This window comes from Gemmatimonadetes bacterium SCN 70-22, assembly GCA_001724275.1.
Lineage (GTDB): Bacteria > Gemmatimonadota > Gemmatimonadetes > Gemmatimonadales > Gemmatimonadaceae > SCN-70-22.
Genome location: MEDZ01000062.1, coordinates 1 through 12600 on the forward strand (window position 1 = coordinate 1; position 12600 = coordinate 12600).

Below are 12600 nucleotides of genomic sequence, written 5' to 3' on the forward strand. Positions count from 1 at the left end.
CCGCGCTGGTTTCTTGCCGTTCCGTCGACTCATGGACTCCTCCGGGTACCTCCATAGTGTGGAGGCAGTGGGAGTCACATTTCAACTGAGGCAGGACACTGCACGATTGTCGTTGACGTCCGACGCGGACACGCGGATGGGATTGGTGTTTTGCAGTTCATTGGCGTGCGCACACGCGTCCGTGCCGCCGCTCTGCGACTCCCAGACAGCTTTCACCATTGTGACACCGGCCGCAACGACGCCGTCCATCGCAGAGGACACTGAGCCGCCATTGGGCCAGAACCCGCCGTATACGCTGCTCATGTTGGCGACGGCGGGCTTGATGGCGTTCGCCGCAACCCAGTTCAGCCCGCAGACCGCATCGGACGTCCACGCTCCGCCCACATCGTCGTTTATCCTAACGGAGTGAATGATCGCCTGGTTCGCAACGCCAGTTGTCGCGCCGGCTGCGATGGCCGCCACTGCAGTGCCATGACCGTCTGCGTCGACGGTTGCGCTGGCACCGGAGCTGGCCCATAGGCAAACCTTGTGATTACCGAGACGACCTGCAAACTCCTGGTGTGCTCCCCGGATGCCCGTGTCAAGTATGTAGACATGCACAGTGGTCGTTCCGGGGTTCGAGCCGGTGAAGTAGTACTTGTATGCGTTGTCGTAGCCAAGCCTTGCATCGATTCGATCCAACCCCCAAGTGCCCGCCCCGCTCAGTGGGCGTGTGCCAGTGAGCTGTCCGCGCGTGTCAGGGTAAACTTGGTCGACTAAAGGGTGCCGCTGGATCATCGCGACGGCCTCAGGGGACACGTTGGCTATCGCGAACCCCTTCAGGGCGTGCTCGTACACATAGAATGGGGCGCCGCCAAACCGCTGCACAATCTCACCGGCGACGTCGCTAGCACGTGGCACGGTGCGCTTGAGTACAACGATGTACCTGGGCCATGTGGGATCGAGGTCGGTCGCGAGCGCAAGCCCGGGCGAAGGAGTGGTGCGGGGGCGAATCGGTCCGGATGGAGCATCGGTGCACGCGACGCCCACTCCGATCGCAAAGCCGAGCGCGACACGGATGAGCGCGGCGGACGACAATGGCCGCGGTCGTGTGGGGAAGGATGAAGGATACAGGGCCTCTACTCCTCAAGTACGAGGTTGACCTAGGACGGGCAGCGCGAGCAAGCCCCAGAATCGCCGTGCCTGCTGCTGCTTGGCGCCAAGAGGCACTCGTGGCGGAGCGCCATCCAGCTCACCAGTGTGACAAACGGTTGTGAATCGCCCCGGGTTTGGAGGAGGCTCCCACCTGTGAGAGATTGGGAGCATGAGCACGAGACCGAGCAGGAAGCCCTTCGCCCCCGAGGTACGTGAGCGGGCCGTCCGCCTGGTGCGGGAGCAGCGGGACGCGTATCCGACACAGTGGGCGGCGATCCAGGCCATCGCCCCGAAGATCGGCTGCTCCGCCGAGGCCCTCCGGACCTGGGTCCGCCGGGCGGAGCGGGATGCCGGCGAGCGCCCCGGGCTGACGACCGACGAGCGTGAGCGGCTCAAGGCGCTGGAGCGGGAGAATCGGGAGCTCAAGCGGGCGAACGAGATCCTGCGCAAGGCCAGCGCGTTTTTCGCCGCGGCGGAGCTCGACCGCTTCACGAAGTAGGAGCAGTAGAGGACGCGGCCGATGCGACCCAGCGTCCCGATGTTCCTCCCGATGTTCCTCATGCGCTGATGTACGCGTTCATTGACGCGCATCGCACAGCCTACGGCGTCGAGCCGATCTGCCATTTCCTGGGGATCGCGCCGTCGGGCTACTACAAGCACCGCGCACGTGTGGCCGATCCGGCGCGCCGCTCCGCGCGGGCACAGCGGGACGCCGTGCTGCTCGGGGACATCGGGCGCGTCTACGAGCAGCATCACGAGGTCTACGGCGCGCGCAAGGTGTGGCACCAGCTCCGGCGCGAGGGGATCGCGGTGGCCCGCTGCACCGTCGAGCGCCTGATGCGCGCGGCGGGGCTCCAGGGCGTGGTACGAGGCGCGACGGTACGCACGACGCGCCCCGCCGACCGGGAGAGCGCGACGTCGCCGGATCTCGTTCAGCGGCAGTTCGCGGCGGAGCGGCCGAACCAGCTCTGGGTGGCGGATTTCACGTATGTAGCGACCTGGCGCGGCTTCGTCTACGTGGCCTTCGTCATCGACGTCTTCTCGCGGCGTATCGTCGGCGGGCGGGCGCATACCCGGATGCAGACGGACCTCGTGCTCGATGCCCTCGAGCAGGCGCTGCACGACCGGGAGCTCGATGGCCGCCTCGTCGTCCACTCGGATCGTGGCTCGCAGTACGTGGCAATGCGGTACACCGAGCGGCTCGCCGACGCGGGGGCCGCGCCGTCCCTGGGCAGCGTTGGTGACGCGTACGACAACGCGTTGGCCGAGTCGGTGATCGGTCTCTTCAAGACCGAGGTGATCCACCGTCGCGGGCCCTGGCGCGGCTTCGACGACGTGGAGTACGCGACCCTCGAGTGGGTCGCGTGGTTCAATCAGCAGCGCCTCCTCGCGCCGCTCGGCTATGTTCCCCCCGCCGAGTTCGAGGAGCAGTATTACCGACAGCAGCAGGACGAGCACGTTGACGTCGCCCAGACCACCCCGACGATGGCTGGAGCACTCAACTAAACCAGCCTCCTCGGAACCCGGGGCGATTCACAGCGCCGACGTCCGCGAGCCGACGGCCGACTGGCGCGCCAGCTACAAAACGGAGTGCCCCAACGACAGCGATGGCCGGGTGCCAGCGATGACCTTGCGGCCAAGCCCCACCGCACCCGGGGAGTCCTGTTCCACGTTGTCAAGTTGACGAGAGAGCGTACCGGAACTCAAGCGAGGGTTGACGTGTTACGTAAAGGTGCGCTTCCCCCACACGTGGAACAGCACACTCTGACGACTCCCGCTATACTAGGGCATGCGATGACACGCGACACGAGTGATTCCTTCCGCTACCGCTACCTCATCGTCGGCGGCGGGATGACGGCCGACGCGGCGGTACGCGGCATCCGCGAGCTCGACGCCGACGGCCCCATCGGGATCATCGCCGCCGAAGACGACCTCCCCTACGCTCGCCCGCCCCTGTCCAAGGCGCTCTGGAAGGGGGAGCCGCTCGAGAGCATCTGGCGGGGGACGGATCACGTGTCGGGAGTCCGCCTCCATCTGGGCCGGCGCGCCGCGCAGCTCGACCTCGCCGGGCGGCGCGTGGCGGACGGCCACGGCGACAGCTACGCCTACGACAAGCTCCTCCTCGCCACCGGCGGCACGCCGCGGCGCCTCCCCTTCGGCGGCGACGACATCATCTACTTCCGCACCCTCGCCGACTACCGGCACCTCCGCGCCCTCGCCGAGCCGGGTCGCCGCGTCGCCGTGCTGGGCGGCGGCTTCATCGGGAGCGAGGTCGCGGCCGCGCTCGCGCTCCAGGGGTGCCAGGTGGTGCTCCTCTTCCCCGAGGACGGGGTGGGCGCGCGCGTCTTCCCCGCCGACCTCGCGCGCTTCCTGGTGGACTACTACCGCGAACGCGGGGTCGACGCCCACCCGGGGCAGATGGTCTCGGCCATCCACGCGCAGGGCGCGGAGCGCGAGATCGTCACCGCCGCGGGGCTGCGCTTCACGGTCGACGCGGTGGTGGCCGGACTCGGCATCGTCCCCGAGACGACGCTCGCCGCCGCCGCCGGGCTCACGGTAAACGACGGCATCGTGGTGGACGAGCGGCTGCGTAGCTCGCACCCCGACGTCTGGGCCGCTGGCGACGTGGCGCGCTTCGCTCCGCGCGGGGGCGCCGGGCGCGGGCTCCGCGTGGAGCACGAGGACAACGCCCTGGCCCAGGGACGCGCCGCCGGGCGCGCGATGGCCGGCGACGAGACTCCCTACACGCACGTCCCGTTCTTCTACTCGGACCTCTTCGACCTGGGGTACGAGGCGGTGGGCGACCTCGACGCGCGCGCCCCCCAGGTGGCCGACTGGAAGGAGCCGTTCCGCGAGGGGGTCGTGTATTATCTTGACGGTGACCGCGTGAAGGGGGTCCTGCTGTGGAACGTTTGGGGGCAGGTGGACGCGGCGCGCGAGCTGCTGGCTCACTCCGGGCCGTTCACGGCGGAGAGCCTGCGCGGACGCCTCCCGGCGCCCTGAGCCGGACCCCAACCCTTCGCCGCACCCAGACAGACGACCGGAGACAACAGATGCACCAGCGGCTCGACTACAAGCTCGCCTCGCCCTCGGCGTTCGACGCCATGATCCACATGGAGCACCAGGTCCACAAGAGCGGCCTCGAACCGTTGCTGCTGGAACTGGTCAAGATGCGCGCGTCGCAGCTCAACGGGTGCGCCTGGTGCCTGGACATGCATTCCAAGGACGCGCGCGCGCTGGGCGAGACGGAGCAGCGCCTGTATCTCCTGCCGACCTGGCGCGAGGCGCCGTGCTACAGCGAGCGCGAACGCGCGGCGCTGGCCTGGACCGAGGCGCTGACCCTGGTCGCCGACACCCACGACGTCCCCGACGAGCTGTTCGAGGAGGCGCGCCGCCACTTCGACGAGCGCGAGCTGGTCGACCTCACGATGGCCGTCATCGCCATCAACGGCTGGAACCGGCTGAACGTCGCCTTCCGCACCACGGTGGGCGACTACGTCAGCCCGCACGCGGCGGCGCGCTGAATGGCCCCCCGCGCGAGTTGATACCATGGCCGAATCCGTCACTGACGTACGACACCTTCCCAAGGACGAGGCGTACCGCGCGGTCGGCGAGCAGATCGCCAGCGTCTGCGCCGGCGAGCGCGACCCGGTGGCGCTCATGTCCACCATCGCCTGCCTCCTGCACCACGGCTTCGGCCACCTGTGGACGGGGTTCTACCGCGTGGTCCCCGCAAATCGCCTGGTGGTGGGCCCCTACCAGGGATCGCTCGGCTGCATGGACATCGCGATGGGGCGCGGCGTGTGCGGCACGGCGGCGGCCGAGCGGCGCACGGTGGTGGTGCCGGACGTGTCGGCGTTCCCCGGCCACATCGCCTGCGATGCCCGCTCCCGCTCGGAGATCGTGGTGCCGGTGTTCGATGCGCGCGGCGAGGTGATGGCGGTGCTCGACATCGACTCCGAGTCGCTGGCACGGTTCGACGAGGTGGACGCGCGCGCGCTGGAGGCGCTGGTGGCGCGCTTCGCCGAACAGCTGGCGCCGGCCACGCCGTAAGGGGCGAATCCGGGCCCCGCCGGCGGTTCCCGCCAGGCGCAAAAACCACCGTCCGCCGGGGCGCGCGTGCGCTCCGGCGGACGGTGCTCGCCCGGTGTTGCGGGGCCGCTACTTCCCGACCGGCGTCAGCTTGACCTGCCCGCGCGCCTCGCGCGCGCGCAGCACGGCCATCACCTCCTCCATCGAGACCGGGGTGAACTCGCCGCTCAGGAAGTCGCGCAGCTCGAGCGCGGTGACCCCCTTGCCCAGGAGGAGCGAGAGCTCGGCGTTGTACTCGTCGGGGAGCTGCGGGCCGGCGGGGCTCCCGAATCCGCCGAAGCCACCCCCGCGCGCAGTGGTCGCCGGGACGGCTTCCACGCGCAGCCGCGCCGCCTCCCGCTCGGCGGCGCTCGGCACCGGCTCGGCAGCCGCAACGCCGCGCTGCTGCGCTTGCAGCTGGTAGGCCGCCTTGACCTCGTTGAGCAGCGAGGTGGCGCGCTGGTCCAGGAGGGGGAGGAAGGCCGCCACGCGCCTGGCGCCGAGCGTGGTGTCGGTCCACATCACCGCCGCCGAGCGCAACACCGCCTTCTCGATGGTGGCCTGGTGGCGGATGGCGTTGCGGGCCTCGGCGTAGGCGCGCGTGAGGGTCGCCCCGTCGCGGGCGTCGGCCAGGTAGCCCAATCCCTTCACGTGGCTCTCACCCATGCGCCCCAGGCCGCGCCCCAGGTTCTCCTGCGCCACGCGCGCCGCCATCTCGTCGGTCCCCGCGCTCAGCACCGCCGCCGACCCCAGCGCCACCGCCGCCGCGCGCTTGTACTGCGTGGGATCCTGCTTGTCCGGCGTGTCCTCGCTGGAGTGATACCACATGTCGGGCCAGGTGATGAACATGACCGCCGGGACGCCGTGCGCCATGTACGTCACGTGATCGCTGGAGCCGTAATGCTTGTCGATCCTGATGTAGAAGGCGTCCTTGCTCCCGCGCGGCGACTCCACCGGCTGCGTGGGGGCGTATCCCGACAGCGACCGCCGAAAGCGCACCCGCTCGCGCGAGATGTCGGCGACGTACTCCATCATGCTCTGGGCGATGTCGTTCAGGTACGACGGGAAGGTGTCGGGCGTGCGCTGCAGGATCCAGAAGCTGCGGCTCAGCGCGACGCGGATCCCCTCCATGTCGAAGTTGAGCGTCCCGATGATGGTCTTCCCCTTGCCGGGATTGGCCTGGAAGAAGGCGTTGGTCCCCTGGATCTCGGGGACGAACAGGAAGTTGATGGTGCGCCGCGGGCGCGGGAGCTTTCCTTCGTTGATGAGCTTGATCCAGGCGCGCCCCACCTCGAGGATGAGCGCACAGCCGGAATTGTCGTCGTTGGCGCCCTGCTTGATGACCCCCTCGTACAGGTGACAGCTGATGGCCGTCTCCTGGGTGGTGCTTCCGTCGCCCGGAATCTGCGCCCACACGTACTCGGCCTTCATCGGGACCTGCGCCGTCTCCACCACCGAGCGGAGGGTGATCTGCTCCCCGCGCGCGATGAGCGCCGAGAGGTTGCGCTGCACCTCGGGGGTCACCGCCCAGGCCACGGTGCCGGGCTGCGCGTTGACGTTGGTGCTGACGATCTGGGTGGGATAGTCCACCGAGCGCTGGTAGCCGATGGCGCTCACCCCGAGCACGCCGATGGCGCCGCGCTGCGTGGCGAGGGCGTACACTGGACCGGGGGCGCCCGAGGAAAGGACGAACTTCCCCTTCACGTCCTTGCCGTCGAAGTCCTGGGCGCGCCCGGGGCCCACGTCGACCAGCGCCGCCGACAGCTCGCCGCTGGCGTTGAGCGACGCGAGCGCGAGGGGGATGTCGTAGATGTCGAAGAGCTTGGTCAGCCTGGGGCTGGTCATCCACAGCTCACCCCGGGTGGGCTGGAACGCCGTTCCGCCCTGCTGGTACACGACCGTCTTGATGTTCGAGAACCCGTAGGACCGGGCGAAGCGCTCGATGACCTGGCTCTCGCGGAAGGGGCCGTTGTACTCCTCGGGGGGGCGGACGCGCTGGTAGGGGACGAGCTCGAGGAGGTGGTGCATGGCCCGCTCGCCCGACACTTCGTTGATGATCGACGTCATCTGCTCCTGCGAGAGCAGCGTGCGATCTTCGCGTTCCTGCGCGGGGAGGGCGGAGGCAGCCAGCAGGATGGCCGCGACGAGGGCGCCGGGGGATTTCACGATGAGGATGGGTGGAGGTGAGACATCTGCCCAGACGACGCACGGCGCCCCGAGGGCGTTGAAGGGGGCGTGGCGCCGCCGGGCCGGTGATCGCGCGGCGAGGGCATCACGATATGCGACGGCGTCCCCGCCTTTCACTCCCAGGATCCCGGGTCCACGCGCACCACCACGCCGTCTCGTTCCAACCGGCGAATCACCGCCGTCACGTGGTCGGCGCCACGCGTCTCCAGGTAGATGACGATCTCGACGTCGCGCACGCTGATGTCGGCGAAGGCGCGGCGGTGCGACACCTCGAGCACGTTGGCCCCCTCGTCGGCGACCATTCGCGTGACGTGGGCCAGCGATCCCGGCCGGTCGTGCATCGTGACGCTCAGCCGCGCCAACCGCCCGTCGGCCACGAGGCCGCGATCGATGATGCGCCCCACGAGGTTCACGTCGATGTTGCCGCCGGACACGATCATCACGGCCACGTCGTCGTCGCGCAGCGCGATCTGTCCGTTCAGCAGCGCCGCCAGCGGCACCGCCGCCGCCCCCTCGGCCAGCACCTTCTGCCGTTCCAGCAGCAGGTGCACGGCTGCCGCGATCTCGGGCTCGTCCACCTGGACGATGTCTTCCACGTATCGCTCGATGAGCGGGAAGGTGCGGTCGCCGGGGCGCTTGACCGCGATGCCGTCGGCGATCGTATCGCCGGTCTCGATGCGGACCACGTGGCCGGCGCGGCGCGACGCGCGAGCCGATGCCGCGGCCGCGGCCTCCACCCCGTAGATGCGCACGTCGGGGCGCTGCTCGCGGATGGCGACGGCGATTCCCGAGATGAGCCCCCCACCGCCGATGGGGACGACGACCGCCGTCAGCTCCGGCAGCTGCTCCAGGAGCTCCAGCCCGATGGTCCCCTGGCCGGCGATCACCCGGTCGTCGTCGAATGCGTGGACGAGGACCCGGCGCTCCTCGGCTTCCAGGCGCCGCGCCTCGGTCATGGCGTCGGAGAGCGTCGTTCCGTGGAAGCGGACCCCCGCGCCGAAGTTGCGCGTGTTGGTCACCTTGACCAGTGGCGTGTGCTCGGGCATCACCACCTCCACGGGGATGCCCAGCCGGGCGCCGTGGTACGCCACCGCCTGGGCGTGGTTCCCCGCGCTGGCGGTCACCACGCCCCGGCTGCGCTCTCCCGCATCCAGGTCCAGCAGGCGATTGAGCGCGCCGCGGTCCTTGAACGACCCCGTCCGCTGGGCGCTCTCCAGCTTTAGGTGAAGCGCGCACGGGAGCCGCTCGCGCAGCGCCAGGGCGGGGACGACCGGGGTCCGTACCGTCCCCGCGTGAATGCGCGCACGCGCGTCACGAATGTCGGTCAGGGCAACAGTCATGTGGCCGTCACTCCCGGATCAGGACGGCGACTGCGTGGTCACCAGGGTGAGGAGGAAGATGCCGCCGCCTTCGGACAGCACCGAGTGCTGGATGCCGCCAGCGAGGGCGAAGATCGAGCCCCGCGGGAGACGGTGATTCGCCTCTCCCGCCCTGACCTCCATCGTCCCCTCCAGCACCTGCACGGTGATCGGCCCTTCGGATCGATGCGACGGGAGCGCTCCGCCGGGCTTGAGCGCCACCAGCGTGACGCGCAACGGCCCGTTCTTGAGCACGGTGCGCCCGATGCGCTCGGTGGCCGCCGCGAGATCGGCGCGCACCAGGCGAATTTCATCCTCCAGCGAGATGGCCAGCGCGTTGCCGGTGATGGTATGATCGAGCGACGACATGGGCTCCTCCAGGTGTGGTGCGTGACGGGGCGATCCCGCAATGTACGGGCGGGAACGGGGCGGGGGATACCGCGCGAGGCGGCGCATGGCCGCTCAGGCGTGGCGCGGGCTTCTCGTCACCGGGGGGCGCGGCCACGAACGCCCCGCATGACCGGCGCCCCGTGCTCCCGGAGCAGGGCGCCCTCGTGTGCCGCGCGCCGTACCTCCCGGACGAAGCGCTATGTGCGAGCGAATCAGGGCATCGCGTGTCACCCACCGAGTGTGACCGCTGGGCGAGCTCGGACTCCAGGATCGCCACCATCGACCAGAGGGGTGTCGCAGTCGCGGTTGCTTCCGGGAGAGTTCAACTGCGAGCGCTCGACTCCGGGTCGCCGGCGAATTGTCCGGACCAATGGTACGGAACACTCGTAGTTCGCTGACGAGTACTCAGCGGAACTCCCCCGGGGCATTCGGTGCCGGGGGCCTCGTCCAGAAGTGTGGAAACGGACGTCAGGCGGCGGCCTTCTGGTCCACACCTTCCGACGATAGCGCCAGCCCGACGCCACAGCACGCTATCTCCACGCGCAGTGAGCTGGTTGAAGCGGAAAGAGGCGCACGCTGGTCGTCACGCTCTTGTCTTCCGCCATTGACTGAACGAGCGCCGCCAATGTGTCCCCGCGGAAATCGACCCGCGGCATCGGATCGATGGGGAGATCGAGCGGCACATCGGGGCATGTGCGGCGCCGGTCAGGATCCACGAGGCTGAGCCACATGCGGCCCTTGACCCGCCCAGTAGCGCGCTCAGGATCGAGCACAACCAGTCCAACGACACCGTGCGAGAGGACGCCAAGCTTGATTGGCATGCTCGATTGATACACCGCCGCCTGTGCGACCTCCGGATCCTGCGACACGATTCTATCGAGCAACTCATGCCGCACCCCCCTCCGGCGCACGACGGGTACGAGCACGCTGTCGGTCGTCCCGGCGCTCAGCGATGTCACGAAGAGGGCGTCCGACACCTCGAAGGCTGTCAGCAGCGAATCGCCATCAACGATCGCATCCAGCTGGCCGAAAATCGCGCTTGTCGCCGGCACGCGGCGAAACAACGCCGGAACGGGCCCCATTCGCCGTGGGGGGGCGCCGCTCCCCGTCGCCACCAACGCCGCACTGGTCCAGTGCTGGACATCGATTGCCCCTCCCACGAGAAGGTCCTTGCCGCCGGACATCGTCCAGAATCGCGAAGGGAGTGGCAGGAACTCTCGAAACCGCCGCGAGCCGATGTCGAAGAGCGCAACTCTGCTGGCGGCAAAGTCCAGCACCGCGAGCGTAGAGTCGTCGACGACAGCCAGCGAGGCCGGGAACTCCAGTTCTCCCGGGCCCTTGCCCTTGGAGCCGAAGTGAGCGACGCGCTGGCCGCCTCGGTCATAGACCGATACCTCACCGCGGGCGGCGTCCGAAATGTAGAATCGCCCGTCCGCGTGGTACAGGAAGCCATTGGGCCGCGCTACGTACGAGAGCGAATCCTCCTCGAGCTCCACGAGGAGGGGCGTCGAGATCGGGGAGGCGCGCGAAGGCTGCCGGTCGCAGCTTGCCAAGGCCGCCGCGAGGCAGAGCGCAAGCGTCGTGTGGCAACACGACGTCGCCGTCTCCTTCGCCCACCAGCGGCCGAGGGAACGCCCCCCCGCTCACACCCCCGCCGCTGCCGCCAACACCGTCATCGCGCGGATGAGGCCGAGGGCGCCGTCGCGGTTCTCGAACCATTCGCGGGTGGTGTGCACGTCGCCCCCGCGTCCCCCGGCGCCCAGGGCGACGGCGGGGATCCCCAGGTGCAACGGGATGTTGGCGTCGGTGGAGGCGACGGCCGCCTCGGGGGTGCGCCCCACCAGCCGCGTGGCCTCGAAGGCGGCGTGGGCGAGCTCGGCGTCGGGGGCGATCGCGCCACCGGGGCGGTCGCCGAGGGGGGTCAGCTCCAGCTGCAACGCCGGCGTCCCGGGGCGCCGGCCGGCGTTGTGGCTGGCGAGGATCCGCGCGTCCTGGGCCGACACGGCGGATGGCGTTGATCGCCGTCCCCCCGCCGATGCGGCTGACGGTGAGCGTCGTGCGCGGCGTGGCCGGGAGCGGGAGCGCCGCCAGCTGCGCCGCCAGCGCGGCCACGGCGTGCACGGCGTTGACGACCCCGAACGACGCCCAGCTGTGCCCCCCGGGGCCGGTGCAGCGCACGCGCAGGCGGCGGGTGCCTAACGCGTGGGTCACCACCCGCTCGTCGCCCGGGCCGTCGAGGGCGATGGCGGCGTGCGCCCCGCTCGCCGCGGTGGCGAAGAGGTGGCGCGCGCCCCGCAGGTCGCCGGTCCCTTCCTCCCCGGTGGTGGCGGCGAAGAGGATCGGGCGCCGCGTGCGCACCGCGCCGGCGTCGAGCGCCGCGGCGATCGCCAGCATGGCCGCCACCCCGCGCGCGTTGTCGCCGATGCCGGGGCCGCGGATGACGCCGCCGGCGCGTTGCACCTGGTGCGACACCGTGGCGTCGAAGACGGTGTCCAGGTGCGCGCAAACCACCACCGGGGCGCCCCCCTCGGTGCCCCTCCGCTCGGCGACCACGTTCCCCGCCTCGTCGATGCGCGGTTCCAGCTGCAAGGCGCGCAGCTGGCGCTGCACCACGGCGGCGCGCCCCCCCTCGGCGCCGGTGGGGGCGGGGACCTGGGCGAGGGCGACCTGCAGGGCGATGGTCGCCTCGTCGCGGGCCACCAGGTGGCGCCGCGCCTCGAGGAGGGCGTCATGGACCCGGCGGACGGCGCCGGCAGTGGGGGGCATGCGTTCTATATGGGGCGGCGCGCGGCGGGGGCGCAACCGCGCCGGGGGCGCAACGGCGCCGGGGGCGCAGCGGCATCGGGGCACGGCTCTGACGGCGTACGAAGCCAAGGGGGGCGCCCGCACGTACATTGAGCCCCATGCCAGGGCAGAGGATCCCGCGCACCGTCGTCGCCCTCTCGCTCGTCTCGCTCCTCACCGACGTGTCGAGCGAGATGATCTACCCGCTCGTCCCCACCTTCCTGGCCACGGTGCTGGGGGCGAGCGCGCTCTCGGTGGGAGCGATCGAGGGGACGGCGGAGACGGTGGCGGCGGTGCTCAAGTACTACAGCGGGGCGTGGAGCGACCGGCTGCGGCGGCGCAAGCCGCTCGTCGTGGCGGGATACCTCATCGCCTCGGTCCTGCGCCCGCTGACGGGGGTGGCGCAGGGGGCGGGGCAGGTCTTCGCCATTCGCGTGGGCGACCGCATCGGGAAGGGGATCCGCTCGGCGCCGCGCGACGCGATGCTCGCCGATTCCGTCGCCCCCGCGGAGCGCGGGCGGGCCTACGGCTTCCATCGCAGCGCCGACCACCTGGGGGCGGTGCTGGGGCCGCTGGTCGCCTTCGTGCTGCTGCAGTGGGGCGGGGTGTCGCTGCGGACGGTCTTCGTGCTGGCGGCGGTCCCGGCGGCGCTGGCGATGGTGGTGCTGGTGGTGGG

12 protein-coding genes and 1 pseudogene are annotated in these 12600 nt (G+C 70.3%); 8 read left to right on the forward strand and 5 right to left on the reverse strand.

Going from position 1 to position 12600, the window contains the following annotated elements; translation table 11 throughout:
* The first annotated feature begins 31 nt into the window (after positions 1–31).
* From ABS52_18430 to ABS52_18455, 6 genes are all read left to right on the forward strand, one after another.
* Positions 32–409, forward strand: a complete 378-nt coding sequence (locus ABS52_18430; protein ID ODT00464.1) for a hypothetical protein — start codon at positions 32–34, stop codon at positions 407–409.
* Between the two features lie 894 nt (positions 410–1303).
* Positions 1304–1633: a transposase gene (locus ABS52_18435; GenBank protein ODT00465.1), complete on the forward strand. Its 330-nt coding sequence runs from the start codon at positions 1304–1306 to the stop codon at positions 1631–1633.
* A gap of 68 nt (positions 1634–1701) precedes the next feature.
* Positions 1702–2640 (forward strand): transposase, encoded by a 939-nt coding sequence (locus ABS52_18440; protein ID ODT00466.1) that lies wholly within the window; start codon positions 1702–1704, stop codon positions 2638–2640.
* Between the two features lie 288 nt (positions 2641–2928).
* Positions 2929–4137, forward strand: coding sequence for a pyridine nucleotide-disulfide oxidoreductase (locus tag ABS52_18445; GenBank protein ID ODT00467.1), 1209 nt, complete (start codon positions 2929–2931; stop codon positions 4135–4137).
* 50 nt (positions 4138–4187) lie between these two features.
* Positions 4188–4658 (forward strand): carboxymuconolactone decarboxylase, encoded by a 471-nt coding sequence (locus ABS52_18450; protein ID ODT00468.1) that lies wholly within the window; start codon positions 4188–4190, stop codon positions 4656–4658.
* A gap of 25 nt (positions 4659–4683) precedes the next feature.
* Positions 4684–5187 carry a diguanylate phosphodiesterase gene (locus tag ABS52_18455; GenBank protein ODT00469.1) on the forward strand — a complete coding sequence of 168 codons (504 nt, stop codon included), beginning with the start codon at positions 4684–4686 and terminating at the stop codon, positions 5185–5187.
* Positions 5188–5295: 108 nt separating this feature from the next.
* Here the strand turns inward: ABS52_18455 and ABS52_18460 are convergent, their stop codons facing one another.
* From ABS52_18460 to ABS52_18480, 5 genes are all read right to left on the reverse strand, one after another.
* Positions 5296–7371: a hypothetical protein gene (locus tag ABS52_18460; GenBank protein ODT00470.1), complete on the reverse strand. Its 2076-nt coding sequence runs from the start codon at positions 7369–7371 to the stop codon at positions 5296–5298.
* A 134-nt stretch (positions 7372–7505) separates the two neighbouring features.
* Complete coding sequence (locus ABS52_18465; protein ID ODT00471.1) at positions 7506–8732, reverse strand: threonine ammonia-lyase; 1227 nt, start codon at positions 8730–8732, stop codon at positions 7506–7508.
* 18 nt (positions 8733–8750) lie between these two features.
* On the reverse strand, positions 8751–9119 hold the full coding sequence (locus ABS52_18470; protein ID ODT00472.1) for a hypothetical protein: 369 nt from the start codon (positions 9117–9119) through the stop codon (positions 8751–8753).
* A 551-nt stretch (positions 9120–9670) separates the two neighbouring features.
* Complete coding sequence (locus ABS52_18475) at positions 9671–10636, reverse strand: hypothetical protein (GenBank protein ODT00473.1); 966 nt, start codon at positions 10634–10636, stop codon at positions 9671–9673.
* A gap of 147 nt (positions 10637–10783) precedes the next feature.
* A complete protein-coding gene (locus ABS52_18480; GenBank protein ODT00474.1) occupies positions 10784–11143 on the reverse strand; it encodes a hypothetical protein in 360 nt (119 codons plus the stop codon).
* A gap of 277 nt (positions 11144–11420) precedes the next feature.
* Between ABS52_18480 and ABS52_18485 the strand changes: the two genes are divergently transcribed.
* Both ABS52_18485 and ABS52_18490 read left to right on the forward strand, forming a co-directional pair.
* On the forward strand, positions 11421–12038 hold the full coding sequence (locus ABS52_18485) for a hypothetical protein (protein ODT00475.1): 618 nt from the start codon (positions 11421–11423) through the stop codon (positions 12036–12038).
* A gap of 5 nt (positions 12039–12043) precedes the next feature.
* Positions 12044–12600, forward strand: a pseudogene (locus ABS52_18490) (MFS transporter).

Excerpts from the sequence above, each read along its gene's own strand:
- ABS52_18430 (ODT00464.1), top strand. The coding sequence starts at position 32 with ATGGACTCCTCCGGGTACCTCCATAGTGTGGAGGCAGTGGGAGTCACA.
- ABS52_18435 (ODT00465.1), top strand. The coding sequence starts at position 1,304 with ATGAGCACGAGACCGAGCAGGAAGCCCTTCGCCCCCGAGGTACGTGAG.
- ABS52_18440 (ODT00466.1), top strand. The coding sequence starts at position 1,702 with ATGTACGCGTTCATTGACGCGCATCGCACAGCCTACGGCGTCGAGCCG.
- ABS52_18445 (ODT00467.1), top strand. The coding sequence starts at position 2,929 with ATGACACGCGACACGAGTGATTCCTTCCGCTACCGCTACCTCATCGTC.
- ABS52_18450 (ODT00468.1), top strand. The coding sequence starts at position 4,188 with ATGCACCAGCGGCTCGACTACAAGCTCGCCTCGCCCTCGGCGTTCGAC.
- ABS52_18455 (ODT00469.1), top strand. The coding sequence starts at position 4,684 with ATGGCCGAATCCGTCACTGACGTACGACACCTTCCCAAGGACGAGGCG.
- ABS52_18465 (ODT00471.1), bottom strand. The coding sequence starts at position 8,732 with ATGACTGTTGCCCTGACCGACATTCGTGACGCGCGTGCGCGCATTCAC.
- ABS52_18470 (ODT00472.1), bottom strand. The coding sequence starts at position 9,119 with ATGTCGTCGCTCGATCATACCATCACCGGCAACGCGCTGGCCATCTCG.